Origin of the sequence: Acinetobacter sp. WCHA39 (genome assembly GCF_002165385.1) — a bacterium.
In the GTDB taxonomy this organism is placed as follows: Bacteria; Pseudomonadota; Gammaproteobacteria; order Pseudomonadales; family Moraxellaceae; genus Acinetobacter.
Genome location: NZ_NHRP01000019.1, coordinates 1 through 25,361, shown reverse-complemented (window position 1 = coordinate 25,361; position 25,361 = coordinate 1). Strand labels below are relative to the sequence as shown.

21 protein-coding genes and 1 pseudogene are annotated in these 25,361 nt (G+C 39.9%); 12 read left to right on the top strand and 10 right to left on the bottom strand.

Annotation, left to right across the window (positions count from 1 at the left end):
* Window positions 1–11 precede the first annotated feature (11 nt).
* From atpG to CDG56_RS10825, 3 genes are read left to right on the top strand one after another with little or no spacing between them, the layout of a single operon-like run.
* Complete coding sequence (gene atpG, locus CDG56_RS10835) at window positions 12–881, top strand: F0F1 ATP synthase subunit gamma (protein ID WP_004665202.1); 870 nt, start codon at window positions 12–14, stop codon at window positions 879–881.
* Between the two features lie 30 nt (window positions 882–911).
* Window positions 912–2,306: a F0F1 ATP synthase subunit beta gene (atpD, locus tag CDG56_RS10830; RefSeq protein WP_087544536.1), complete on the top strand. Its 1,395-nt coding sequence runs from the start codon at window positions 912–914 to the stop codon at window positions 2,304–2,306.
* A 17-nt stretch (window positions 2,307–2,323) separates the two neighbouring features.
* Window positions 2,324–2,743: a F0F1 ATP synthase subunit epsilon gene (locus CDG56_RS10825; protein ID WP_004665198.1), complete on the top strand. Its 420-nt coding sequence runs from the start codon at window positions 2,324–2,326 to the stop codon at window positions 2,741–2,743.
* 297 nt (window positions 2,744–3,040) lie between these two features.
* Here CDG56_RS10825 and CDG56_RS10820 read toward each other — a convergent pair whose 3' ends face one another.
* The 4 genes and pseudogenes from CDG56_RS10820 to CDG56_RS17320 form a co-directional block, all read right to left on the bottom strand.
* Complete coding sequence (locus CDG56_RS10820; protein ID WP_005155294.1) at window positions 3,041–3,736, bottom strand: phospholipase D family protein; 696 nt, start codon at window positions 3,734–3,736, stop codon at window positions 3,041–3,043.
* Window positions 3,737–3,840: 104 nt separating this feature from the next.
* Window positions 3,841–4,386 carry a glutathione peroxidase gene (locus CDG56_RS10815; RefSeq protein ID WP_087547865.1) on the bottom strand — a complete coding sequence of 182 codons (546 nt, stop codon included), beginning with the start codon at window positions 4,384–4,386 and terminating at the stop codon, window positions 3,841–3,843.
* 116 nt (window positions 4,387–4,502) lie between these two features.
* The gene (locus CDG56_RS10810; protein WP_087547864.1) at window positions 4,503–5,276 is read right to left on the bottom strand and encodes an AraC family transcriptional regulator; all 774 of its coding nucleotides are present in this window, start codon (window positions 5,274–5,276) and stop codon (window positions 4,503–4,505) included.
* Window positions 5,277–5,289: 13 nt separating this feature from the next.
* Window positions 5,290–5,418, bottom strand: a pseudogene (locus CDG56_RS17320) (MFS transporter); the annotation flags it as partial.
* 136 nt (window positions 5,419–5,554) lie between these two features.
* Between CDG56_RS17320 and CDG56_RS10800 the strand changes: the two are divergent.
* Window positions 5,555–6,463, top strand: a complete 909-nt coding sequence (locus CDG56_RS10800) for a DMT family transporter (protein ID WP_087536721.1) — start codon at window positions 5,555–5,557, stop codon at window positions 6,461–6,463.
* Window positions 6,464–6,866: 403 nt separating this feature from the next.
* Here CDG56_RS10800 and CDG56_RS10795 read toward each other — a convergent pair whose 3' ends face one another.
* The 3 genes from CDG56_RS10795 to CDG56_RS10785 are packed head-to-tail and all read right to left on the bottom strand — an operon-like array spanning window position 6,867 to window position 9,765.
* On the bottom strand, window positions 6,867–7,436 hold the full coding sequence (locus CDG56_RS10795; protein ID WP_087536722.1) for a Sua5/YciO/YrdC/YwlC family protein: 570 nt from the start codon (window positions 7,434–7,436) through the stop codon (window positions 6,867–6,869).
* A gap of 33 nt (window positions 7,437–7,469) precedes the next feature.
* Window positions 7,470–8,600 carry a DNA-processing protein DprA gene (gene dprA, locus CDG56_RS10790; protein WP_087536723.1) on the bottom strand — a complete coding sequence of 377 codons (1,131 nt, stop codon included), beginning with the start codon at window positions 8,598–8,600 and terminating at the stop codon, window positions 7,470–7,472.
* A gap of 13 nt (window positions 8,601–8,613) precedes the next feature.
* Window positions 8,614–9,765 carry a LysM peptidoglycan-binding domain-containing protein gene (locus CDG56_RS10785; RefSeq protein WP_005155273.1) on the bottom strand — a complete coding sequence of 384 codons (1,152 nt, stop codon included), beginning with the start codon at window positions 9,763–9,765 and terminating at the stop codon, window positions 8,614–8,616.
* 120 nt (window positions 9,766–9,885) lie between these two features.
* Here CDG56_RS10785 and def point away from each other — a divergent pair, with 120 nt between their 5' ends.
* The 3 genes from def to CDG56_RS10770 all read left to right on the top strand — a co-directional run bounded on the left by def (window position 9,886) and on the right by CDG56_RS10770 (window position 13,041).
* A complete protein-coding gene (gene def, locus CDG56_RS10780) occupies window positions 9,886–10,416 on the top strand; it encodes a peptide deformylase (protein ID WP_004680037.1) in 531 nt (176 codons plus the stop codon).
* 50 nt (window positions 10,417–10,466) lie between these two features.
* Window positions 10,467–10,877 (top strand): DUF2946 family protein, encoded by a 411-nt coding sequence (locus tag CDG56_RS10775; protein WP_087536731.1) that lies wholly within the window; start codon window positions 10,467–10,469, stop codon window positions 10,875–10,877.
* A gap of 73 nt (window positions 10,878–10,950) precedes the next feature.
* Window positions 10,951–13,041, top strand: coding sequence for a TonB-dependent copper receptor (locus tag CDG56_RS10770; protein WP_087536724.1), 2,091 nt, complete (start codon window positions 10,951–10,953; stop codon window positions 13,039–13,041).
* 44 nt (window positions 13,042–13,085) lie between these two features.
* Here the strand turns inward: CDG56_RS10770 and CDG56_RS10765 are convergent, their stop codons facing one another.
* Both CDG56_RS10765 and CDG56_RS10760 read right to left on the bottom strand, forming a co-directional pair.
* On the bottom strand, window positions 13,086–13,847 hold the full coding sequence (locus CDG56_RS10765; RefSeq protein ID WP_087536725.1) for a hypothetical protein: 762 nt from the start codon (window positions 13,845–13,847) through the stop codon (window positions 13,086–13,088).
* A gap of 313 nt (window positions 13,848–14,160) precedes the next feature.
* Window positions 14,161–17,655 (bottom strand): PAS domain-containing hybrid sensor histidine kinase/response regulator, encoded by a 3,495-nt coding sequence (locus CDG56_RS10760; RefSeq protein WP_162620875.1) that lies wholly within the window; start codon window positions 17,653–17,655, stop codon window positions 14,161–14,163.
* Window positions 17,656–17,840: 185 nt separating this feature from the next.
* On the opposite strand from CDG56_RS10760, the gene CDG56_RS10755 reads away from it, so the two are divergent.
* Together CDG56_RS10755 and CDG56_RS10750 are read left to right on the top strand one after the other, a co-directional pair.
* The gene (locus CDG56_RS10755) at window positions 17,841–18,173 is read left to right on the top strand and encodes a DUF485 domain-containing protein (RefSeq protein WP_005155260.1); all 333 of its coding nucleotides are present in this window, start codon (window positions 17,841–17,843) and stop codon (window positions 18,171–18,173) included.
* A 1-nt stretch (window position 18,174) separates the two neighbouring features.
* Window positions 18,175–19,890, top strand: coding sequence for a cation acetate symporter (locus tag CDG56_RS10750; protein ID WP_034602428.1), 1,716 nt, complete (start codon window positions 18,175–18,177; stop codon window positions 19,888–19,890).
* A gap of 51 nt (window positions 19,891–19,941) precedes the next feature.
* On the opposite strand, the gene CDG56_RS10745 is transcribed toward CDG56_RS10750, so the two are convergent.
* Window positions 19,942–21,150, bottom strand: coding sequence for an oxygenase MpaB family protein (locus CDG56_RS10745; RefSeq protein ID WP_087547863.1), 1,209 nt, complete (start codon window positions 21,148–21,150; stop codon window positions 19,942–19,944).
* 85 nt (window positions 21,151–21,235) lie between these two features.
* Between CDG56_RS10745 and CDG56_RS10740 the strand changes: the two genes are divergently transcribed.
* The 3 genes from CDG56_RS10740 (at window position 21,236) to CDG56_RS10730 (ending at window position 24,701) form a co-directional block, all read left to right on the top strand.
* On the top strand, window positions 21,236–21,832 hold the full coding sequence (locus CDG56_RS10740; protein WP_087547862.1) for a TetR/AcrR family transcriptional regulator: 597 nt from the start codon (window positions 21,236–21,238) through the stop codon (window positions 21,830–21,832).
* Between the two features lie 45 nt (window positions 21,833–21,877).
* Window positions 21,878–22,573 (top strand): ion channel, encoded by a 696-nt coding sequence (locus CDG56_RS10735; protein ID WP_005155251.1) that lies wholly within the window; start codon window positions 21,878–21,880, stop codon window positions 22,571–22,573.
* A 151-nt stretch (window positions 22,574–22,724) separates the two neighbouring features.
* Window positions 22,725–24,701 carry a BCCT family transporter gene (locus CDG56_RS10730; protein WP_087547861.1) on the top strand — a complete coding sequence of 659 codons (1,977 nt, stop codon included), beginning with the start codon at window positions 22,725–22,727 and terminating at the stop codon, window positions 24,699–24,701.
* The last annotated feature ends 660 nt before the right edge of the window (window positions 24,702–25,361 follow it).

Here is a 25,361-nt window from a genome sequence, read left to right as displayed (position 1 = left end):
AGGTTAAGCGTATGGCAAATTTAAAAGAAATTCGCGCCAAAGTAGCTAGTATCAAGAGCACGCAAAAGATTACTCGCGCGATGCAAATGGTAGCTGCTTCTAAAATGCGTCGTGCGCAAGAGCGCATGGCTCAGGGCCGTCCGTATGCCGATAATATGCGCCGTGTAATTGCTCACTTAGTTCAAGCAAACCCTGAATACAAACACCGTTATATGGTTGACCGCCCAGTTAAGCGTGTTGGCTATATCGTGGTGTCTTCAGATCGTGGCTTGGCGGGTGGCTTGAACATTAACTTGTTCAAGAAAGTTGTGCAGCATGTCAAAGCACAACAACAGCAGTCAATTGAAGTTGAATTTGCTTTGATTGGTCAAAAAGCGGTTTCGTTTTTTAAGAATTACGGCGGTAAAGTGCTTGGTGCAACGACCCAACTTGGCGATGCGCCGAGTTTGGAACAGTTAACTGGCTCTGTACAAGTTATGCTTGATGCATTTGATAAAGGCGAATTAGATCGCATCTACCTCGTTTCAAATGGTTTTGTCAATGCAATGACTCAACAGCCTAAAGTAGAACAACTTGTTCCTTTAGCACCAGCGCAAGCAGGCGATGATCTCAACCGTACTTATGGTTGGGACTATATCTACGAACCAGAAGCAGAAGAATTGTTAAATGGTTTGTTGGTTCGCTACATCGAGTCTATGGTTTATCAAGGTGTGATTGAAAACGTTGCATGTGAGCAGTCTGCTCGTATGGTCGCGATGAAAGCGGCGACAGACAACGCAGGACAATTGATTAAAGACCTACAACTCATTTACAACAAGCTGCGTCAAGCCGCGATTACTCAGGAAATTTCCGAGATCGTTGGCGGTGCCGCTGCCGTTTAACATTATTAAGTTTGAATTGAGGAGACAGCAATGAGTAGCGGTCGTATCATTCAGATCATCGGCGCGGTTATCGACGTCGAGTTTGAGCGCAATAGCGTTCCTAAGATCTATGACGCTCTCCAAGTTGACGGTACTGAAACTACTTTAGAAGTTCAGCAACAGCTTGGCGATGGTGTTGTTCGTACCATCGCAATGGGTTCTACAGAAGGTCTTAAACGTGGCCTTAATGTAACTAGCACAAATGCACCGATTTCTGTTCCAGTGGGTCCTGCTACGCTTGGTCGTATCATGGACGTATTGGGTCGCCCTATCGATGAAGCAGGTCCTGTAGCGACTGAAGAACGTTTGCCGATTCACCGTCAAGCACCTTCTTATGCTGAACAAGCAGCTTCTACTGATCTTTTAGAAACTGGTATTAAAGTCATTGACTTACTTTGCCCGTTCGCGAAAGGTGGTAAAGTTGGTTTATTCGGTGGTGCGGGTGTTGGTAAAACCGTTAACATGATGGAGTTGATCAACAACATCGCGAAAGCACACTCAGGTTTATCTGTGTTTGCTGGTGTTGGTGAGCGTACTCGTGAAGGTAACGACTTCTATCACGAAATGAAAGATTCTAACGTTCTTGACAAAGTAGCAATGGTCTACGGTCAGATGAACGAGCCACCAGGTAACCGTTTACGCGTAGCGTTAACTGGTTTGACTATGGCTGAATACTTCCGTGATGAAAAAGACGAAAATGGTAAAGGTCGTGACGTATTATTATTCGTCGACAACATCTACCGTTATACACTTGCGGGTACTGAAGTATCAGCATTGTTAGGTCGTATGCCATCTGCGGTAGGTTACCAACCGACACTTGCAGAAGAAATGGGTGTTCTCCAAGAGCGTATTACGTCTACTAAGTCTGGTTCGATCACATCGATCCAAGCTGTATACGTACCTGCGGATGACTTGACTGACCCATCACCTGCAACAACGTTTGCTCACTTAGATGCAACAGTAGTATTGAGCCGTGATATCGCATCTTCTGGTATTTACCCAGCGATCGATCCACTTGACTCAACTTCACGTCAGTTAGACCCATTGGTTGTTGGTACTGAGCATTATGAAATTGCACGTTCTGTACAGAACGTATTGCAGCGTTATAAAGAGCTTAAAGACATCATCGCAATCTTGGGTATGGATGAGTTAGCAGAAGAAGATAAATTGGTTGTTTACCGTGCGCGTAAAATCCAACGTTTCTTCTCTCAACCATTCCACGTAGCTGAAGTGTTTACTGGTGCTCCTGGTAAATTAGTACCGCTTAAAGAAACGATTCGTGGCTTTAAAGGTCTATTAGCTGGTGAATACGATCACATCCCAGAACAAGCGTTCTATATGGTTGGTGGTATTGACGAAGTGATTGCTAAAGCTGAGAAACTCTAATTTAAGGAGATCATCTCATGGCGACTATGCAATGTGATGTCGTAAGTGTTAAAGAGTCTATTTACTCTGGGCAAGTTACGATGTTAATCGCAAAAGGTGCGGGTGGTGAGCTAGGTATTTTACCAGGGCACGCGCCACTTGTAACTTTACTCCAACCGGGACCGATCCGTGTTCAGTTGGAAAATGGTACAGAAGAAATCGTGTATGTATCAGGCGGTGTGTTAGAAGTTCAACCTCATGTTGTTACTGTGCTTGCAGATACTGCAATTCGTGCTGACAACTTGGATGAAGCGGCAATTATGGAAGCTCGTAAACAAGCTGAACAATTGTTAGCAAATCAAAAGAGTGATTTGGACTCGGCTGCTGCTCTTGCTGCGCTTGCAGAAACTGCGGCTCAGCTTGAAACCATCCGTAAAATCAAGAATCGTGCAATGTAATTGCAGATTTAAGATTGAGAAAGCCACCGAAAGGTGGCTTTTTTATTGATACATTTTAAAAAAACGGGTCAGTTTGATAAATGCTGAGCTCGAAAAGTATAAACAAATGAATCAAATCGGGCATGATTTTCCAAATCTAAGCAAGCAGAAAGCTAATACTTCAGTTTCTATGCCATCGTATCAGATACAACCCATCAAAATGAGTTATGAGATTTAATATTGCTAAGATCATGTAATAAGTATTCTTATTCTCTAAAAGCTCAAGTATTTCTAATAAAGATACTTGAGCTCAAGAATTTAAATACTCATATCAGCAAGCCAGAGGAAATAACCACCGTAGCTATTAAATTTAAATTCACCACCAACATTTTTCCCTTCATCTGTTAATTGGTGCCTACCTTTATCATTAATCATGAGAAAGCCTTTAGCTACAAATTTTTCTAAAAGCTCATTTGTTTTCAGTTTATGTTTGGCAGCAAGTTTTGAAGTTGTTAATTTGCTAAAATCATCTTGTTCACTATTTTCTTGGCTTATTTCTGTATCTTTCACCTCATCAAGAGAAATTCTAACTTCATCGCTGATTCGAATAATGCGTTGGGCTTCTTCATAAGCATCTTTGAACACTAATTCATCATGATCTTTTTCAATCAAAATTCCCATCTCATTATTATTCACTTGGCTAAACTCATATAAGTTTAGACTGGAAATTATACAAGTTGATTCATTGATGTAACATTTAGCATGAAGGTTCTTACAGAAGCTCACCCTTACATAATCAAGTTTTTGCATCCATTTGATTTCATCAGGATGTAAATCACTTTTGCCATAAATTATACGAATATCAATTTTAAGACGATTTTTATCTTCAAGAAGTTCCTTTATACGATCATTTAGTTTTAAAAAAGGGCTAATTAGGATAAGGCGTTCTTTTGCATTTTTAATTAATTCTTCTAGATAAAAATTAGTTGCACTTGTATTAAGAAATTTAGACATGTCGTTCCAACATTTATGTAAATATTAAAATTAAAGTAAAAAAATTATAATATTTATTTTAATAAAGAGAATAGTTAAACCATTCTCTTTATTAATTTTTTATTTTATTTTGCTAATTCAGCTTCAATCGCACTGACGATACGTTCATCATCTGCGGTAATGTCAGGTGCAAAACGCGCTACGATTTCCCCATTTTTATTAACTAAGAATTTCTCAAAATTCCATAGTACTTCAGGTGGATTGTTTGGTGTTAAGCCATAATCAACGAGGTCTTTCCACCAAGGTCCTTCACCAATACGTTCTGGAATTGCTTGTGTGAGTGTTTGATATAAAGGATGTTTGTCTTCACCTGCAACAGAGATTTTTGCAAATAAAGGGAAGTGGACGTCATAGTTGAGTGAACAGAATTGTTCGATTTCATCATTTGTCCCTGGTTCTTGCTCTAAGAAGTTATTTGCAGGGAAGCCTAAAATTTCTAAGCCCTGATTTTTTTTCGCTTGATAAAGTTTTTCTAGGCCTTCGTACTGTGGTGTTAAGCCACATTTTGAGGCTACGTTAACAATTAGTAGAACTTTACCCTGATATTGCTCAAGATCAATGTCTTGACCTTTAATATCTTTAACTGGAATGTGATAAACCGACTGGCTCATGGAATACGTCCTAATGTTGTTGTGACAAGACTTGTTTGTTTTAACTGCTAATTTCGTACAGTGCAATCCTCTTGATATGAATCCATACAAATTATGAGCAAAAGCACGTCTTGGATTTATATCGAGGCATTTTTGAGTTGAATAGGAGTTTGTCCTGTATAGCGCTTGAAGAATTCAATAAAGCTAGAGCTATGGTGATAACCTAAAGTATATGCCAATTGTTTAATGGTCGTGCCTTGACGAATTTGATTGATTGCAAAAATAATTTTGGCTCGATTGCGCCATTCTGACAGAGAGAGTAGCAATTCTTGTTGGCTCAGCCGTAACACATGGCGCTCACTGACCGTAAAGTTATACAATACTTGTTGTAGGCTCATATGAAATAATTCAGGATTCGCAAGTTGATCGAGGATCGGAGCTAAGGTTGGATGCGTGCTTTGCGGTAAATAATGTGTATATGCTGGGGCTTGCTTTAGTTGATCGAATAACAGTTGTAATAAATGTTCAAGATATTCAGGCGCAGGATTTTGCTTTTGTTGCTCTAGAATTTGAATGACCAAAGAGCGAAAAAAAGATTGAATACTAAAACAGCGGCAGACATCGCCTAATGCATCTCCGAAACGAGGATGAAGTCGGATGCAAATATAATGAATTTCATGTTCAACAGGCAGTGATTGGTGTTCTGTGCGTGGTGGTAGCCATAGCCCATAGCTTGGCGGTGATAAATAATATTTTCCTTCAATATCAAATTCTAAAGTGCCATTGAGACTGAAGTTAAAATCCCCCCAAAGTGAAGAATGAGGGCTGACAATATCATCTTTCTGATAAAGAAATTCATGTACTTCGATACCATTTAAAAAAGATAATTTTTCAGTCTCATCATACTTCATTCAGTGTTCTCATTTAATTTTCACAAGTGACTTTAAGATTGTTCAAACCTTTTGCTAAGGTGAAAAGATGGATACAGACGGAGGTAATAAAGCTGATTACAGCATAAATTAAGATATTTTTATTGAAGTGATCAAGCGTATAAGTCTCAAGTTGTAAATTTGGATCTGCTTTTAGATTTGATGTCGACATAGCGGTATAAATGTCTGAAATACGATATTTCAATTATTTTAGACATCTTTCAGAATAATCCTAATCTAGAAATATTGTGAGATGGCTGATGACTCAGTTAAGTAGATACCAAAAATGGGCATTTGTACTGCCATTGATAGCAGTCTTAATTTGGTCGTTAAATATTGCAGTGACTCGTTATGTTGCGGACTATATTTCACCCGTCAGTATTAGTTTTTATCGCTGGTTTGTTGCCTTTCTCATTTTGACACCATTTATGTTGCCCAAAGTATGGAAACAGCGAGCTTTGATTCGCCCATATATTCCTAAATTAGCAGTTCTGAGCGCTTTTGGAATGGTTTTATATCAAGGGCTTTCTTATACAGCAGCACATTATACCACTGCAACAAATATGGGTATTGTAAATGCCTTTGTTCCAGTTTTTACCATTTTTATCTCTTATATTATTTTAAAAGATAAGCCAAATCGATTTGCGATTTTTGGCAGTTTCCTATCATTTTTCGGCCTACTTTATGTAATGAGCCAAGGGCATTTCTCTCGCTTATTTGATCAAGGAGGTCATTGGGGAGATGCTGTTATGGTCTTGGCTGTAGGTTTTTATGCATTTTATGGCGTCTTTCTAAAAAAATGGCAAGTACAATTGCCATTGATGACCAGTCTCTATATCCAAATCGCTTTTGCGTTGCTATACCATCTTCCATTTCTACTTTGGTTGGGCTTAGATGCAATTAATGTAGATAATGTAGCAAGTGTATTGTATGCAGGTATTTTTCCATTGTTGATCGCACCTTTATTATGGATGATTGCTGTACAAAGCATTGGTCCAAACCGTACTAGTATTTTTATGAATTTGATACCTGTATTTACTGCAATTATTGCAAGTGTATGGCTATCTGAGCATTGGACGATCTACCATACCTTAGGCGGTGTGACGATTTTGGTCGGTATCATTTTAGCGCAAAAGAAAACGGAAAAAGCACCTGTAGAATTGATTTAAAGCGCCACTTAAATATGAAATGATCGTATAAAATTGGTTGAAATAGCGACAAACACATCAAAATTTTTATTTAATGAAGATTATTTCTATATGATTTTCAAATATATTTTAGATATTTACCAAGTTTGTGACCAAAAAAATTTCAATAAAAATAGAAATATAATTTTATTGAAATTTTAAAACTGACAAAAATGGTACGCTTTTCACATTTTTTGTTAGAGAAATAATATATTTGTATAAATCAAATGATTGATCCATAATAGCTTTCAGAGTAGCTAGATTCATTTTTAATGATGAATATACTCAACCAATTTGCAGACCCTCTGGATGTGATTATACACATCCTTTTTATGCTCAGTTATCCCTATATAACTGAGCTTTTTTTTATTCACTATTTACATAATCAAGCGCGAATTACTTCACCTGTTAATGCGTTGAGAATTCGACTAGGTTCTTGGCTAAGTCCTAAATCGCCCTCCAAATAATTCAGGGATGCACCAAAATAACCTTGAGCTTGTTCTAAATTTTGTGCTGGGTTTAGTCCGGCAGGATTGGCACTGGTCGATACAATAAAGCCGCCAAAGGCATTACAAAGTTCGACGCACAAAGGATGCGTGGTTACACGTACAGCAACCAATGGATGTTGACCTTTAATCCAAATAGGAATGTGCTCATCAGCGGGAAGTAACCACGTAGTTGCTCTTTCAGTTGCTACACGATCCGTCCAACTATCAATCACTTGCTTACGTATCTTTGGGGATAAGCTTTGTAACAAATGCTCAACTTGCCCTAAGTGACCTGCTAATAAAATGACTCCTTTTTCAATTGGGCGATGTTTTAGCTCAAGAATGTTTTGAAAAGCTTGTTGATTGAATGGATCGCAGCCTAAGCCCCAAACAGCTTCTGTTGGATAAGCAAGAACTTGTCCTAGCTTCAAAAGCTGTGCTGCTTCCGAAATTGATGAGGTAATCATGGGATTATATTTAGCGACAAAGATAGGGTTATTTTAATGAATTGGACGACAACGTAAATAGCGACCGCCCTGTTGTATACAGAAACCAAGTAATTCTAATTCCATCAATTGAGCTGTAAGTTCTGCGATCGGAATTGGATGACGTTGAGCAAGTTCATCCAAGTCTTGTCCAACCCAGTCGAGACTTTGATAAAGAGCAATCAAATGTGTTGGTAAGCTTGGTGTGATGGTTACATGTTCTTCTGGAATTTGTTGTTGTACTTGCCATTGTGTAGGTAAGGCTAGATCTTCAATAATTTGTTCTGGATGATCAACTAAAGTTGCACCTTCACGAATTAATTGATGACAGCCTTGATGATACTCACTGTAAATATGTCCAGGAATGGCAAATACCATTTTCCCTTGATTGGCTGCTTCATTTGCTGTGATCAGTGAACCACTTTTCAAAGCGGCTTCTACAACCAAAACCCCAAGACTTAGACCACTAACGATACGATTACGGCGTGGAAAATGCTGCTGTAAAGGTAGGGTAGTCGGAAGAAACTCAGTGACAAGAGCGCCTGTTTGAATAATTTCTTGGGCTAGTTTGTTATTTTGCGATGGATAAACTGTGTCTAAACCTGTTCCAGTCACCGCGATTGTCCGATGATGGGCTAAACCGCCACGATGAGCCGCTTCATCAATTCCGTGGGCTAAACCGCTGCTGATGTAAAATCCTTTTTCACTTAAATAATACGCAAAATCATAGGCAACTTGTCGTCCATGAGGACTCGGCTTTCGACTTCCAACCATAGCAATCTGGGGCTGTAATAATGCTTGTAGCTGGCCTTGACCAAATAAAATAGGAGGGTGATCAGAATAAGGTAAAAGTTGAGTAGGGTAGTCGATATCTTCAGGGGTTAAAATAAAATCGGTATGCTTACAAATCAATTGCACCATGTGGTCAAATTGCTGCTTTCCGTGCGGGGTTTGGAATTCTTCTAGACGTTTTAAATGATTTTTGTGTAAACCGAGCTGTTGCCATTCAGAAAGTCGATGTGTTTGGACTGCTTCCGCACAATTACCGAAATAGTTTCGAATTTTTTGAAAACTAGAAAGCGAGTGTTGAACCAAGTACCACACCAACACAGTATGATAATGATGGGGCGATAGCTGATTCAACATTTCTAATTAGAGATTAGTTATCAAGACGAGGCGGCTTGATATTTGAACCAATTTTAATTGGCAACTCACTCTCTAAAACATAGCCGTAGCTGATGCGATCAAAACTTTTGAAAATCATAATACTACCAACATATTGACCTGGTAACTTTATACTTTCTTTGGTCTTTGGATCACGAACAGTTTCGCCATCTTGGTACGTACTAAAAACTTGTCCGATTTCAATACCATCTGCTGTACCACGGTCAACAGTGACGACACCATTTTTCGCAGCTGTACCTATAGACCCCATGACACGGATGACTTTACCGCCATCTTTCACCTGATTTGGTTCAGTTGGGTAGAATAAAGTAGGTAACATGGCATCTTGTTCAAGCATAACACGATCACCACGACGTACTTCACCATTATAACTATCGGTTAATTCAAAGGTTGTAATGTCATTTTCATTGGTAATCGCAACACCAGAAGCGACTTGCGTGAGCTCAACACCTAGATTTTGTTTCTTCCCTGTTTCATCAAGCACGATATATGGTTCACCTTCACGGTATACGCCATAACGTTGACCATTTTCGATACCTTGACCACGTACATAGATGATCTGACCTTTGCCTGCAAGTACACGATTATCCGCTGTACCCAAGACATATGGGGTATTTGCAATCGCACTCGCTGGAAGTACAGAAGTTCGCTCTAACCATTGTTGAATATCAGCTAATGGAATAACAGGGACGCTATTGTTCAAAGCTTCAATACGAACTTTTGGACGTAAAGTAGAAGTATTGCCAGAGTAACGACGAATGATACCGTCACAACCATCACCTTCATCTTTACCAATCAGTGGCTTACCGTTCAAACTACAAAGTAGCAAGCGATCACCAGGATAAATCCAATGTGGATTCTTGACATGTTTATTGCTTGCCCAAATTTCAGGCCAGCGCCAAGGCTTGCTTAAAAATTTGCCTGAAATATCCCAAAGTGTATCGCCTTTTTTCACCACATAGACATGTGGTGCACCCGCTTTTAAGGATGGTGGGTTTGCGTTAGGGCTTGCTGCATGAGTAAGGTTTATGCTCATGCCTAATCCTGCACAAATTGCAGCAGCAATCAGTTGTTTTTTTAACCCCAAGGCATGAAATGATGGTATGCCGTTTAAAACCTTTTTCATTATCATAATTCCTAAAAATTATCTGTGTAGTTGCGTTATAATAACGACTTTACACACAATTTTTTGATCAAGCATTCCCTTCAGTTGGTTTCCTGATCAATGGCATAAATGAGGAACGGTATGGCCTTATTACCTATTTTAAGTTTTCCTGATCCCCGTCTTCGTACCATTGCTAAGCCAGTCGAAGAAGTCACTGATGATATTCGTCAGCTTGCAGCAGATATGTTAGAAACCATGTACGAGGCACCGGGTATAGGTTTAGCGGCAACTCAGGTTGATCATCATATTCAGCTTATTGTCATGGACCTTTCTGAAGAGAAAAATCAACCGATGGTGTTCATCAACCCCAAAGTTACTCCACTGACTCAAGAGACTCAGCCGTACGAAGAAGGCTGTCTCTCTGTGCCTCAAATATACGACAAAGTTGCGCGTCCGTCACGTGTAAAAATCGAGGCAATTAACCTTGATGGTCAAGCATTTGAGTTAGAAGCTGACGAACTTCTCGCAGTTTGTATCCAACATGAAATGGATCACTTAAATGGCAAACTTTTTGTTGATTATTTATCGCCATTAAAACGTCAGCGTGCACGTGAGAAAGTTGAAAAAGTTGTACGTCAACGCGATAAAGAAAAAGTTGCGGTTAAACGTTAACAAATGTTTTTCGGTTATTAAAAGTGCCCTTATTGTTTCGTAGTGGTTTAATGCTTGCATTCACCGCAGTCTGTTTACAGATTGCGGTGTTTTTGCAGCCACTGCTGCCGAAGCAATATCAGATTGCACCTGTCTGTGAAACGATTACCCAAGCGTTATTGTTGCCCAAATTAAAAGCTGAACAGCAGTCTGTATCGCACAATATGCGTCATCATTCACATCAGCTTGAACAACATCAAAGCTTGATGTCGAAACATGATCATCACGATCCAAATCACCAGTGTCAATACTGTACGGTGTATGCCAATTTGGTATTACCGCCTGAATTCGGCGTGAAAGAGGTTTTAGTTCGAATCCAAATCCGTTTAGTCGCGTATCAACAGGCATTTAAGCATGTTTATTTTGCACTGCAACGGCTATTCTTATTACCTCAAGGGCGAGCACCGCCACTCTTTGCATAAATTAAAACGTCAATTTCATTGGGGTTTTCAAAACTCTAGCCTAGTTTTACTTATGTTTTAAGAGAGACCGATCATGGCTCAACCTAAATTTTTATTACAGCCCCTTACGGTTGCGATTCTTGCTGCCTCAAATAGCACATTATTATGGGCAAATATGGATGTCCAGTCCGATAAAACCCCTGTTGTATTAGCACCTATTGTCGTTACAGCACAGCAGCCAAATGATGCAAATGGATTGATTATTCACGCTGATCCTAAGCAAGCAATTCAACCTATTCCCGCAACAGACGGTGCAGATTATTTGCAAAACATTATGGGATTTAGTGCCATTAAAAATGGTGGAACCAATGGCGATGTCACCTTTCGTGGCATGTTTGGTTCACGTATTAAAATGTTGGTTGATGGTAGTGAAAATTTAGGTGCGTGCCCGAATCGTATGGATGCACCAACTTCTTATATTCAGCCAGAAAGCTTCGATAAAATTACGGTGATTAAAGGGCCGCAAACTGTTCAGTACGCAACGCCTGGTTCGGCTGCAACTGTCATTTTTCAGCGTCAACCTGAAAATCTTAGCAAAGAACAGCCTTATCGTGGCCAAGCCAGTATTTTGATGGGTTCATATGGTCGTCTAGATCATAATATTGAAGCGGCAATTGGCGATGAAACCAAATATGCTCGTTTAAATGCCAATCGATCTGTTGCAGATGATTATAAAGATGGCAACGATAAAAGCATTCATTCAAATTGGGAGCGCTGGAATGCCGATCTTGCCTTAGGCTGGAAGCCTTCAGAAGATTCTTGGCTAGAGTTTCGTGCGGGTAAAGCAGATGGCGAAGCGGCATATGCTGGTCGTAGCATGGATGGTTCGCAATTTAAACGAGAAAGCCTTGGTCTACACGCTGAACAGAAAAATATTACAGAGGTGATCAAGAAAGTTGAAGCCCAAGTGGACTACAGCTATAACGATCATATCATGGATAATTTTAGCTTACGTACGCCGCCAATGACGACCATGAATATGCACGGAATGAATATGACTGTGCCAAATAAAATGTCGATGCGGGTTGATCGTCGTACTTTAAATACCCGTTTAGCTGTAACGACAGATTGGGATAAATTTAGCGTCATTTCAGGTGTAGATACGCAGCAGAATAAGCATGGTGGTGATATGGTCATGTATGCTATGCCATCAATGAATTCGCCTTATGCTGAAGATTTGAAATTTCAATCTTATGGTGCATTTAGTGAGTGGACTTATGCGATTGATCAAGATCAAAAAGTCGTAGCAGGAGCGCGTGTCGATCAAGTCAAAATAGACAATCTGCAAAATGCGAAAAATCGTAAAGATACTTTACCAAGTGGTTTTGTACGCTTGGAAAAGAGTCTCCCAGAACATGGTTTAAAGACTTATCTAGGTTTGGGATATGTGGAACGTACACCTGACTTTTGGGAGTTGTATAGCACCACGACAGATCATGGTGTAGGTTCCACAGATATGATGGGTAAAACCACATATAAAATGGTGGATAATCTAGACAATCTGAACAATGAACGCACTGCACAATTGGATCTCGGTTTGCAAGCAGAGCATGGTGCATGGAGTGCTTGGGCATCAGTTTATGCTGGATTAATCAAAGATTTCATCCTACTTGAATACAATACACCAGATAAAAGAAAACCACTTGCGCGTAATGTAGATGCCACAATTGCTGGGGCAGAGGTCGGGGTGGGTTATCAATTTAATGATCATTTCCAAGCGGATCTTTCAACCATGTACGCTTGGGGAGAAAATACTTCGGATCATCGCGCATTACCGCAAATTGCACCTTTAGAGGGTCGACTAAATTTACGCTATGTTGATGAAAAATATAGCTTAGGTCTATTGTGGCGTGCTGTTGCAAAACAAAATCGTATCAGTTTGAATGAGGGTAATGTAGTGGGTTATGACATGAATGAAAGTAAAGCATTCGATACCCTAGCTGTAAATGGAACTTATAAGCTAACTAATGCAGTCGATGTTTCAGTCGGGATTGATAACGTTTTAGATAAGGCTTATACAGAGCACTTAAATAAAGCGGGTGCGTCTATGTTTGGTTATGCTGCAACTGAGCAGTTTAATAATATTGGACGTAATTACTGGATGCGGATGAGCATGAAGTTCTAATTAACAAAAAACAAGGTGGCTGAGCCACCTTGTTTTTTCTGAGTTTAAGCCAAACAGTCTTGTTTTGGCATTAAGCTATCGCAATACAATGGATTTAGTGCGCACTGTAAATCATCAATTTGTTCTTGAGTTACATAGTTTTTTGCGATGAGATATTCGGCGACTCGATCATCACGTAAACTTAAGAAAGCAGCGTCATAAACACCTAAATCTACAAATAAAGCCGCTGTTTCCAAGCTATTGAAATGATCTAAAAATACATCGTTTTCATGCATCAAAAAAATGTGTGTCAGTTCTGCATTGGCATCTACGTTTAAACGTTGTGCTAATTGCTCTGGGCGAGTTTTAATAAATAATAAATCTGATAGTTCATCGAACTGACTTTTATCCAGTTGATTTTCGCCATCTTTGACATGAGCTAACCATGCTTTAAAGACCAACACGGCACCACCACGAAGTAGCATACTCCACATTTGATGACGAGTTTCATGATCCAAATGAGCGGATTCTGTTTCTAATACATCCAAGAATTTTTGTTCTTGTAACGCTAGTTTTTCAAATAGTCCTAGACCTTGTGGTTGATAAGCTGCTGGTGCAAATACATCAAAATTCAGCTCATGGAATACATTGAGGGCAAGGGGGACGGCTGCTTGATAAAGTGTATTCAATGCTTTTAGATGAGTATCATCTAAGTTGCTCTGTACAAAAATATCCTGCCAGTTGAGCTCTGGTAATAATGCATTTGCACTGTATTGGCGATAAAACTGTAACTCGTTATGTTCTGAAGTGGCTTGATTGCTATTCATGATCATGTCCTTTATGGCGATTGTGTTAGAAACCTAAAACAGTAAAGACATCGGTTCCTATCATTTTGATCAATTTATGCGTGATTCAGAAAACAAGTAGAATACGACTAAAGTTGTATATGTGTTTTTTGTGGTAATATTTATTAACAAAAACAATATCTTAATTAATTGTAAGTAAGTGTACAAACGTTCACTAGTGTAAGTGAACGTTTTTGCCATAGCCAATAAATTTTTGAGCATTTTGGTCAATTTATTGTCATTTTAATGCGCTTTTTTTGATGGTTTTTGCCTATGTTTCAAAATATTTTGCCATTTAGCTCATTGGCATAATTTTTAAAGCAGAAAGCCACGCACGTAAACCCGCAGGTTTGAGCGGTTTTTTCAATAGAACAATATTTTGCTGTTTCAAATATTGAGGCAACTCAGGATCAGAATCTGCTGTAATTAATGCGACTGGAATGTGTGCAGGGCGATATTGTTCAATAAAATCTAATCCCCGTTGATCATGATTTAAATGCTGATCGATTAACCACACTTGAATATCTTCTTGTTCAATTAGTTTTAGTGCTTCCGACGGTTCAGTCGCGGTAAAAATTTGATAGCCCCATTTGCTTAATAAAGTCCGCATACCTTGTAAAATAGTTTCATCATTGTCTAAACAAAGCACTTTATATGCAGTATGTTGCAGTGCGGTCACATGCGTTGTAGTCGCTTGAATTTTTGGTGCTTCGGCGAGCGGGACTTCGATCATAAAGCAAGAACCTTTACCTAATTCTGAGTAGACATGCACGGGGAAATCGAGCAGGCTGGTCATACGTTGAACAATCGCGAGACCAAGCCCAAGTCCTTGTTCACCCCAAGGGGAGGTATGCCCACAACGCTCAAATTCTTGGAATAATTTCACCCGTTGTTGTTCATTGATGCCAGGTCCTGTATCCCAAACACCGATTCGAATATGGTTTGGTCTTTGTGCAGAACGTAATACACCAACAACGACACGACCTTGTGCTGTATAACGCAATGCATTACTAACGAAATTTTGAATAATTCGTCGCATCCATTGTGGATCGGTATCAACCCAGAATTGAGTATCGTGTACAGACAGTTGAATATTACGCTGCGCTGCAATTGATTTGAATTGAAGTTCAAGATCACTCAATAAGTCGTGTAATGAATACGCTTGGCGTTTTGGTTGGATGGTTCCACCTTCTAAACGGGCAATATCGAGTAGGGCAGAGAGCATGCTTTCAGCACCATACAGTGCGCGATCAAGTTGTTGTAAGGTTTGTTGATCTTCAGTTGAGCTGACACTCTGTTCCAATGCCGTACTGAACAAACGTGCTGCATGCATCGGTTGCAGCAAATCGTGACTGGCCGCTGCTAAAAATCGACTTTTAGATTGATTGGCTTTATCGGCTTGTTCACGGGCAAGTTGCTGTTCAGCTAGTGCATTTGCAAGCTGTTGAGTTCGATCACTCACTCTTTCTTCAAGAATCGCTTCATTTTCGCGGAACGCAGTAATATCGGCGAAGGTGGTGACGAATCCTCCACCCTCAATAGGATTACCGCGCATTTGAATGACCAAGCCATCTTTACGAATCCGTTCAAATTCATGGGCGCTGCCAACTTTCATCCAGTGAATTCGTTTACGCACATGTTCTTCAACTGAACCGGGTCCACATTCACCCCGTTCTGCGTTATAACGGATTAAATCCGCGATTGGACAACCGACATAAACAAGGTCTTTAGGATAATCAAATAAGGTAAGATATTGATTGTTCCATGCAACCAAGCACATATTTTTATCAACAACACTGACCCCTTGAGTCATATGGTCGATCATTGTCATCAAAAGATTTTGGTTAAAGCGTTGCCATTGTGAAGCTTGATCGAGAATATTCGCGACTTGCCCTAATGCTAATCCATTGTTGATCATGGCGGTGGTGAGTAAAGTACGTGCTGATGCAGCACCAATAATGCCTGCCAAGTATTGTTCAGTGAAGCGCCACCACATGCCATTTGCTACATGATTTTCATTGAGTACGACATGATTTTGTTCACAAAATTGCTGGAATGCTTGAGTCGTAGGGCGATCACCTGTAATACGTTTAGCCAGAGCCAATAAATCGCCAACTTTGAGCCGTGCTGCATTTTGCGGTAAATCGGTTAAATCAAGGTTTGTCTGGGTAGAGGGTAACGGTTTGCTTTCATAGTAGAAAAAGCTTTCAGCCTGAATCTGTTCCGCAACACTTGGGCGGTACAAACGAGAACCCCAAATATAGCAAATAATATTCAGTCCCAAAGACCACATGACACCATGGGTCAATGGTGCAAAAGATTCAAAACCAAGCAAAGCTTCTGGACGTAAGCTATTAATATCGAAAGGTCCAAACAATAATAAATGTTGTGCGAACGCTTGATATTGTTCTGGGAGACTACGTAACAAAGTAGGAAAGAGCAGTGTGTAGCTCCACATGATGAAGCCTACGATCAGACCGACATAGACACCTTGACGGCTTGCACCACGCCAATATAAACCACCAATGAGTGCTGGCGAAAATTGCGCAACTGCGCTAAAAGCCAATAGGCCAAATACTGATAATTGATTAATGTCATTAAAAAAGTGGAAGAATAAAAAACCCAGTAACATCACACTGATAATACTAATTCTTCGAGTCAGTTTGAGTACTTTTGGTAATTGTTGATCATGTCGAGAGATAATCTTAAAGTGCCATAAAGCAGGCATAATTAAATCATTACTGAGCATGATAGAAAGTGCGACTGAGGCAACCAGTAACATACCTGTTGAAGCAGAGAAACCACCTAAAAAAGCGAGTAATGCCAACCAATCTTGCTGATAACTTAGAGGGAGCGCCAATACCGCAATATCAGGTGTACCTAATGTATCAGGGAGGGAGTGTAAGGCCCAACTGGCGATAGGAATAATCGCCATAATGGTTAAAATTAAATAAGCTGCAAACCAGCGTCTAGCCCCACGAATATGTTTTTCATCACGTAATTCGACTACGGCAACATGAAACTGTCGTGGTAAACAAATCATAGCTAGCGCAGCGAGTAAGGTTTGTACCCAGAAGGTTTCAGGAACCCCTAATTGTTGCAAATCTTGAAAATGTTGAGTGACATCATTGCTGACTTGTTTGATATTTTCTGGGGATTGGAATAAGAAAAAAACTGCAACGCTAAGTAATGCAAACAGTTTTACAAAAGATTCAAAAGCGACTGCAAGCATTAAGCCGCCGTGCTGTTCAGTATGTGCAATATGCCGCGTGCCAAAAATCATAGCCAAAATCGCAAGTACTGCTGTAAGTAATAACACACTATTTGTGCTGGTATGAACATGTGCATTCTGTTCGAGTACAACGGAGGCACTCAATGCAATCGCTCTTAATTGCAAAGCGAGATAGGGGATAATTGCAATCACTGCAAGAATAGTGACTAAGGCTGCGAGACTACCGCTTTTGCCATATCGGGCAGCAACGAAATCGGCAATTGAAGAAATGGCATGATGCTGACGAATCCGTCCTAACCGTTTCCAAATGTCGTAACCAAACCAAATAAAAAGTAATGGTCCTAAATAAATTGGTAAGAAAATAATACCTTCACGGACAGCTGCACCTGTTGCGCCGTAGAATGTCCAAGATGAGCAATATACGCCTAAGGTTAAGCTGAACATCAACATGCGACCACGTGTACTTAAGCGACTGGCATGTTTTTCTCCAAAAAAAGCACAGCCGAATAACAGCGCGATATATAGGGCAAGTGCCCCAATAATAAGCCAATTGTTCATATTGCTCACGTGATCAAACTCCATTTTCTATCATACCCGAAGCATCAAAAGGGTTATGAGCAGAGATTTGTATTTAGAGACCAAAGTCTAAGTTACGAGTCAAGCATAATCTTGTTAATTTAAATAATGAAAAATCCCTAGTAAAAAAGGGGTCCACGGCTGGACACAAAAATAAGGAGTTAATGATGGATGACTCACAGGTAGAACGCATTCTACACAATCCAAAGTTTCAAGAAATGGTCAGCAAAAAACGTACATTAAGTTGGACATTAACAGCAATCATGTTGTTTATCTATGTCGGATTTATGCTTTTAGTTGGCTATAACAAAGAGTTCCTAGCAAGTTCTTTTAGTGGTGGTGTAACAACATGGGGCATGCCCCTCGGTTTAGGCATTATCGTACTGTCATTTTTATTGTGTGGTGTCTATTCATACATCGCCAATAATAAACTGGATCAGTTGAATGAAGAGGCTCTCAAGGAAGTTGAGGCAATCACACATGAAAAAGGGATGCACTGAGATGAAAGGGACGTCATTCAAAGCGAAACTGTTCGCGCTTGCAAGCCTATGTTGTTCTCAAGTTGCATTTGCTGGCCCTGATTTAGGTGCAGCAGAGCAACAGGCAACGAACTGGCATGCAATCATCATGTTCACCATTTTTGTTGGTTTCACTTTGTTTATTACTAAGTGGGCAGCAAAACAAACCACGAATACAGCTGATTTCTATACCGCAGGTGGTGGAATTAGTGGCTTCCAAAATGGTTTAGCGATTGCAGGTGACTATATGTCAGCCGCATCGTTCCTCGGTATTTCAGCACTTGTGTTCAGTTCAGGCTTTGATGGTTTGCTCTATTCACTTGGTTTCATGGTCGGTTGGCCAATCGTACTTTTCCTTGTTGCTGAACGTTTACGTAACTTAGGTAAATATAATCTTTCTGATGTAGTTTCTTTCCGTTTGGAAGAAAAACCAGTTCGTACCTTAGCTGCATTAAGTTCTTTAGTTGTGGTTGCATTTTATCTGATTGCTCAAATGGTAGGAGCAGGTCAGTTAATCAAATTACTTTTTGGTTTGAACTATAATATTGCGGTTGTAATCGTCGGTTTGTTGATGATGGCATACGTAATTTTTGGTGGTATGTTAGCAACTACTTGGGTACAAATCATTAAAGCCGTAATGTTACTCAGTGGCGCAACATTCATGGCATTCATGGTGATGAAAGCTGTTGGCTTTAGTTTCTCAAACATGTTCAATCAAGCGATTGGTGTGTATAGCCAATCTCATAGCATTAGCTGGGATGAAGCTGCAAAAATCATGGGGCCTGGTAAATTGGCTGCAAACCCGATTGATGCGTTATCACTTGGTCTTGCATTAATGTTTGGTACAGCAGGCTTACCACATATCTTAATGCGCTTCTTCACTGTTAAAGATGCGAAAGAAGCTCGTAAATCAGTTGTAGTTGCAACAGGTTTCATTGGTTACTTCTATCTGCTCACCTTCATTATCGGTTTCGGTGCGATCTTATTCGTTTCTAACAACCCTCAGTTCCTTGATGTCGCTAAAGCAGCGGTAACAGGTAAATTAGAGTTGGTTGGTGGTAACAACATGGCTGCGGTTCACTTAAGTGATGCAGTTGGTGGCGACTTGTTCATGGGCTTCATCTCAGCAGTTGCATTTGCAACAATCCTTGCTGTAGTTGCTGGCTTAACACTTTCAGGTGCTTCTGCGATTTCACATGACTTATATGCAAACGTATTCAAAAAAGGTCAAACTACGCCTCAATCTGAATTACGTATGTCAAAAATTGCGACTTTAGGTCTAGCAATCTTTGCCATGATTCTAGGGATTTTGTTCGAAAAACAAAACGTTGCATTCATGGTTGGTTTGGCATTCTCAGTTGCATGTTGTGCAAACTTCCCAGTACTCGTATTGTCTATGTTCTGGAAAGGTTTAACGACTCGTGGTGCAGTCATTGGCGGTATTGTTGGTCTAGTGACTGCAGTAACCCTGATCATTCTTTCTAAAGCAGTTTGGGTTGACACGTTGAAAATTTCAGACACCGCAGTGAATCCATTCAATGGTCCTGCAATTTTTGCGATGCCATTATCTTTCCTTTGCTGCTGGTTCTTCTCAGTAACTGACAAATCAGCTCGTGCAGAGAAAGAGCGTAAAGCGTTCGATGCTCAGTTTGTTCGTTCACAAACAGGTATTGGTATCTCTGGTGCATCTGATCACTAAGTAGATCGAATCCTAAGAATTAAAGCCCTCAACATTTGAGGGCTTTTTCTATTATTGATGCATACTGGCCAGTTGTTGCGCTTGATTACGATAGAGTGACAAACCGATTCGTTGCAAATGCCGTCCTTTTTCTTCAAGCAGTTGATTTAATTTTGGAATATGTTTGGCGCCTGTATACAACGCTAAATTCCGACCAATCAGATAATAGGCAAACCATGAGGCTGACTGTGGTGCTAAACCCAATTTCTGCATTTTTTTACGTCCAATAAAGAACTGGGTAATTTCGAGGTGTTGCTTATAGGCGAGTTTTTGCTGAAAAGAGCGTAGGTAACGATATTTCCGTTCAAAGGGTTCTTTGGAAAGACTAGAGCCAAGACAAACACTGCTCTCATCAGATTGAGGATGTGCAAACTGCATCCAGTACATGAGTTTCCAGCCATCAGCTTCATTATCCACTAACCATTTTTCTTCAATGCCCATCAACCAGCCTGCGTATTTCCAGAAATGTAAAAAGCTGTCAATTTCTTGCTTGTTTGGAAAAATACCCAAAGCCCGAATACCCAGCAATACCACACCGCTAAAGGCAATATTTGTCATGGCCTGATCATATTGATTGATAGGCAAACCCCAGGTTTCAGCATCCCATTTCTCAGATTTTTGTAATTGATAGCGTACCAGTGAATGAATGAAGCGCACAAAAATAGTAGAGGTGAAGCCTTTGCTAAAACGTTCAAAACCATCTTGTTCAGTGATATCGACCCACCATTTAGTTGTTTCGGCTAAGCGTGTTCCCGCCTGTTTTTTTAGTGCACCTGTCAGGACTAGGGGTTGATTAAAACCAGGGTACAAATAACCTGTCATTAGCGATAGATCTCGTAGGATCAGTCCGTTATTGATGCCTAGGCGATAGGTAAATTTAAGTGCTTCATCGACTTTGGCTTGGTCGTACCAAACGGGTTTTTGCTCAATGAGCTGAAAAAAATTGCTGAGTTCAGGAATCTCATGCGGCAGCTTGTCCAAACCCTCATATAGGGCCGTTTCAAAATACTTGCGGTGCTGTTTTGGGTTTTGCAGCACCCAGCGCAACACCTGATCCATCGGCTCATCACCACTTTGCAACGCTGTGTTCAAGGAGAGATATTCTTGATAATTCGGTTGAATTTGTTGATGCGTCATATAACCAAGAATTTTGGTTTTAATATTTGATTGAATCATGTCTTCAAACGCTGCTAAGCGTTTAGGTTTAACGATGCTTTGCATTGCATAAAGCCCCTGATTGTTATTTAATCAAAGCTTAATATGAATAAATATTCGTATTCAATTCGCATTTTCCTTGAGGCTGAGCATGAGAAAAAGACCACAGCAGCAACGTGCAAAAATGATTGTCGAAAGTATTCTGGAGGGAACGCAAAAATGCATTTCTGAATATGGTGTATTGCATGTCACTACACCGAAAATCTCTGAAAAATCAGGGGTAAGTGTTGGTTCGATTTACCAGTATTTTGAAAACAAGGAACAGATTGTGGCGGAACTGCTGCTACGTAAAAGTGAGGATCTGGGGCAGGCATTGAAACAGTTGGTGATGCTGCAACAGCAAACCAGTATTCAGGACGTCATCACATTAAGCATTGCCTTTGGCTTTGAATCGTTGAAGTCTGATCAGGGCTTTTTTATTGAAATCCTCAAGAACTGGCATGCCTACAGTGATTCAGACGCGGCACAGGTGCTGGAAAGGCATTTTCTGGAAATTGGGATGTACCTGTTTGGGCGTTACTATCCACACTGGGACTTTGAAACACTCAAGCATAAGTCATTTGTGATCATTAACAGCACCCTGTTTACCATGATGCGTTATGCCAGTAAAAATACCTTTTTAATTGAAGAACAACGTTTGCAACAAGAACTCTCTAAAATGATTGTTGCCTTTTTAGATACGGTGTGATGCCATTAACTTAATGAAAATCATAACAATCACATGGAAAACAACATGCAAAGCTTAAAACAATTTTGGGGCAGTTTTCGTTTATTACCTTCTGCGTGGTTGTTGTTGGTGCAATTGGCATTATTAGTTATGGCGATGTTGACTTATGGAGATAGTGAATATCGTGCCTTAACTTGGTCACTAGGTGTTTTAGCTCTCTTAATTATTGCCAAGGTCATTCGCCAAACACCAGTATTCACATTTTGGGGCCTAGTCTTTGTCAGTGGTGCTTTTCTGTTTTCAATTTTAATTTTTATTGGCTATGACAATTCAAAAATTCAAATCATCGCTTATAGTTTTGAAGCATTAGCGTATTTTTATGCTGCTTATGGATTATTACGTTATATGTTTGCAGATCGTTATCTCACCAAAGATGAATTATTTGCTGCAGGTGCAGTTTTTACCCTCATCGCTTGGGCATTCGCCTTTTTATATAGTATTTGCCAGTTGCTTTTACCCCATAGTTTTCAAAACCCAAATCAGCCACAAGATTTACAAGTTTGGCTCGATTTATTATTTCTGAGTTTTAGTCTGCAATCAGCAACGGGTTTATCTGATTTGATGCCAATTAGCCCAGCCGCTAGAGTATTAACCATGCTACAAATGTTTGGTGGGGTGATGTATCTCGCTGTCGTGGTTTCTCGATTAATTGCATTACAATACATTGCCCATTTACCTAAGCAATCGAGCGATAAAGAATAAATACAGTTACAGCATTACAACTGCTTTATTTTTCACATTTTTTATAATCAGTATCGAGTTTTACACCGCTGAACTCGCTTTTATTCACTATGTGAATGTCTTATTTGACCCTTAGGGTCTGTCATTATCATTAAAAAAATATGGGGGAATTATGCCTTCCAAGCCATCTTCGCAGTTTGCGAATGTGAATCCAAACGTGTTTTTAAGCACGGTGATTATCATTGCGATTTTTATCGCAATCGTCATTATCGCACCCAGTTCCTTTGAATTTCTGACACAACAACTGAAGCAATGGATTACAGATTCCTTTAGCTGGTTCTATGTCCTGTCTGTTGCGGTGTTTTTGATTTTACTGATTTATATTGCCTGTTCGGCCAGCGGCAAAATTAAATTAGGACCAGATCATAGCCAACCTGAATATAGCAATGGTTCGTGGTTTGCTATGCTGTTTACCGCAGGTATGGGCATCGGTTTGATGTTCTTCGGTGTTGCAGAACCTGTGATGCACTATGTCAGCCCACCGAGTGGTGATCCTGAAAGTATCGCATCTGCACAACAAGCCTTAAGGATTACCTTTTTCCACTGGGGTTTACATGCATGGGCAATTTACGCCGTGGTCGGATTGGCTTTGGCCTATTTTGCTTATCGTCATAATCTGCCGTTAAAAACCCGTTCAGCCTTATACCCTATTATTGGTAAGAAGATTTATGGTCCTTGGGGCGATAGTATTGATACCTTTGCCACCATCGGTACTGTTTTCGGGGTAGCAACCTCTTTAGGCTTTGGTGTTACTCAGATTAATTCTGGCTTACATTATTTATTTGGAGTGGAGCAAAGTAGCCAAATTCAAGTGGGTTTGATTGTCTTTGTCAGTATTCTCGCTTCAATGTCAGTATTTCTCGGTTTGGATAAAGGCGTAAAACGTCTTTCTGAGTTGAATCTGGTCTTGGCTTTGGTACTTTTAGCCTTTGTATTTATTGCTGGCCCAAGTATCTATCTACTACAAACGACCATTCAAAACATGGGTTCGTATATGTCGAACCTATTTGGTATGACCTTTAACCTCTATGCTTATCAACCGAATGGCTGGATTGGCGGTTGGACCATTATGTATTGGGCATGGTGGATTTCATGGTCGCCATTTGTGGGGATGTTTATTGCCCGTGTATCACGCGGCCGAACCATCCGTGAGTTTATTGTGGGTGTATTACTGATCCCGACAGGTTTTACCATCATCTGGATGGGGTTCTTGGGTAATGCTGCGCTGTTTAACATTATGCAAGAACATAATGTCAGTCTCATTCACGCCGTACAAAGCGATTCATCTGTAGCTTTATTTGAATTTTTGAATCATTTGCCATTTTCAGGAGTGATGAGTTTATTGGCGACGGTATTGGTGATGCTCTTTTTCGTCACCTCTGCGGATTCGGGTGCGCTGGTTACCGATTATCTCACCGCTAAAACCGAGAATTCTCCAACATGGCAAAGATTGTTTTGGACGGTGTTGATGGCAGCATTGGCCATTATCCTGCTGTTGGTTGGTGGTCTGTCTGCATTGCAATCCTCTATTATTATGAGTGCATTGCCTTTTACTTTTATTATGCTGCTGATGAGTTGGGGCTTACTCAAAGCCTTGAAGTTAGATGTCACTAAAATGAAGGCCATTCAAGAGGCGCGTATTACTCCACGTGCCATCAATAATCCACGCAGTTGGCAGCAGCGTTTAGGTTTAATTATGCATTATCCGCATAGTGAAACTGAAGTTCAGCACTATATCGACACGCAAGTTCGTAAGGCTTTTGAAAGTATTCAGCGTGAATTCAAACGCCGTCACTTGGAAGTGGAGATACGTGAAATTGAAAATGGTCTGCAACTGCATGTCGATCATCACCATGAAATTAACTTTACCTATAAAGTGGTTTCGCATGCCACTGTTCCACCTAGCTTTATGTTAGGGCGGGCAGATGAGGATGAATCGAATTATTTCCAAGCAGAAGTGTTCTTAAGAGAAGGTGGTCAAAATTATGATGTGATGGATTGGACGCAAGAAGATTTAATCCAAGACATTATTGATCAATATGAACGTCATCTATACTTCTTGAATATTGTGAGAGGGAGTACTCCTTAAGAGAAAGTACGTATTGCAATACTGAGAACAACGGTTTTGAGCCATCAAAGCCGTTGTTTTTATTTTGGGTGGTGAAGTTTCAAACATCAATCGAATAAGAGACAAATTTTTGCATGGAGTAAGATGCTTAAAATAAAAGCTAAACATAAAGATAAAGTTGTTTTTTTGCTGATAATTAAAGCGTATTTATTGAAAAGTTACTAAATTACAGTTATTTATGTTGATTAAACTCACTTTTAAGATAATTAATAATTTTTAAATTATATAAATCAGTAAATTAGGTAAGTTAAAGTTTAAAAAAAAAACAACCGAATTTTAAATTTTCTAAAAGTGCTTGCGTGTGTTTTGAAATGGTGTAGAATGCACATCCATCGGCGGTGATGCAGATAAAAACTTGTTGATAAACAAGGGTTTGGCTAGATTGGTTGGATTCTTGGGTTGATTGGTAGGTTTTAAAAATATCGAAATTACCTGTTGACTTTAGTTTAGATTAGAGTAACATAGCCGACCTAGCTTGATGATGACGAATCATCGAGAAGATCATTAAGAGAATAGAAGAACAACTTGTGTGGATTTTTACTGGTTGATCGATCGAAAATATTTCATTGATTGAATGGTAAGAATTTCTCGAAGTTTATTTGAGCGAATTTTTAGTCAGAA

What these genes read in the sequence shown, in the direction of transcription:
- atpG (WP_004665202.1), top strand. Translation starts at nt 12, where the DNA reads ATGGCAAATTTAAAAGAAATTCGCGCCAAAGTAGCTAGTATCAAGAGC.
- atpD (WP_087544536.1), top strand. Translation starts at nt 912, where the DNA reads ATGAGTAGCGGTCGTATCATTCAGATCATCGGCGCGGTTATCGACGTC.
- CDG56_RS10825 (WP_004665198.1), top strand. Translation starts at nt 2,324, where the DNA reads ATGGCGACTATGCAATGTGATGTCGTAAGTGTTAAAGAGTCTATTTAC.
- CDG56_RS10820 (WP_005155294.1), bottom strand. Translation starts at nt 3,736, where the DNA reads ATGTCTAAATTTCTTAATACAAGTGCAACTAATTTTTATCTAGAAGAA.
- CDG56_RS10815 (WP_087547865.1), bottom strand. Translation starts at nt 4,386, where the DNA reads ATGAGCCAGTCGGTTTATCACATTCCAGTTAAAGATATTAAAGGTCAA.
- CDG56_RS10810 (WP_087547864.1), bottom strand. Translation starts at nt 5,276, where the DNA reads ATGAAGTATGATGAGACTGAAAAATTATCTTTTTTAAATGGTATCGAA.
- CDG56_RS10800 (WP_087536721.1), top strand. Translation starts at nt 5,555, where the DNA reads ATGACTCAGTTAAGTAGATACCAAAAATGGGCATTTGTACTGCCATTG.
- CDG56_RS10795 (WP_087536722.1), bottom strand. Translation starts at nt 7,436, where the DNA reads ATGATTACCTCATCAATTTCGGAAGCAGCACAGCTTTTGAAGCTAGGA.
- dprA (WP_087536723.1), bottom strand. Translation starts at nt 8,600, where the DNA reads ATGTTGAATCAGCTATCGCCCCATCATTATCATACTGTGTTGGTGTGG.
- CDG56_RS10785 (WP_005155273.1), bottom strand. Translation starts at nt 9,765, where the DNA reads ATGAAAAAGGTTTTAAACGGCATACCATCATTTCATGCCTTGGGGTTA.
- def (WP_004680037.1), top strand. Translation starts at nt 9,886, where the DNA reads ATGGCCTTATTACCTATTTTAAGTTTTCCTGATCCCCGTCTTCGTACC.
- CDG56_RS10775 (WP_087536731.1), top strand. Translation starts at nt 10,467, where the DNA reads ATGCTTGCATTCACCGCAGTCTGTTTACAGATTGCGGTGTTTTTGCAG.
- CDG56_RS10770 (WP_087536724.1), top strand. Translation starts at nt 10,951, where the DNA reads ATGGCTCAACCTAAATTTTTATTACAGCCCCTTACGGTTGCGATTCTT.
- CDG56_RS10765 (WP_087536725.1), bottom strand. Translation starts at nt 13,847, where the DNA reads ATGAATAGCAATCAAGCCACTTCAGAACATAACGAGTTACAGTTTTAT.
- CDG56_RS10760 (WP_162620875.1), bottom strand. Translation starts at nt 17,655, where the DNA reads ATGAACAATTGGCTTATTATTGGGGCACTTGCCCTATATATCGCGCTG.
- CDG56_RS10755 (WP_005155260.1), top strand. Translation starts at nt 17,841, where the DNA reads ATGGATGACTCACAGGTAGAACGCATTCTACACAATCCAAAGTTTCAA.
- CDG56_RS10750 (WP_034602428.1), top strand. Translation starts at nt 18,175, where the DNA reads ATGAAAGGGACGTCATTCAAAGCGAAACTGTTCGCGCTTGCAAGCCTA.
- CDG56_RS10745 (WP_087547863.1), bottom strand. Translation starts at nt 21,150, where the DNA reads ATGCAAAGCATCGTTAAACCTAAACGCTTAGCAGCGTTTGAAGACATG.
- CDG56_RS10740 (WP_087547862.1), top strand. Translation starts at nt 21,236, where the DNA reads ATGAGAAAAAGACCACAGCAGCAACGTGCAAAAATGATTGTCGAAAGT.
- CDG56_RS10735 (WP_005155251.1), top strand. Translation starts at nt 21,878, where the DNA reads ATGCAAAGCTTAAAACAATTTTGGGGCAGTTTTCGTTTATTACCTTCT.
- CDG56_RS10730 (WP_087547861.1), top strand. Translation starts at nt 22,725, where the DNA reads ATGCCTTCCAAGCCATCTTCGCAGTTTGCGAATGTGAATCCAAACGTG.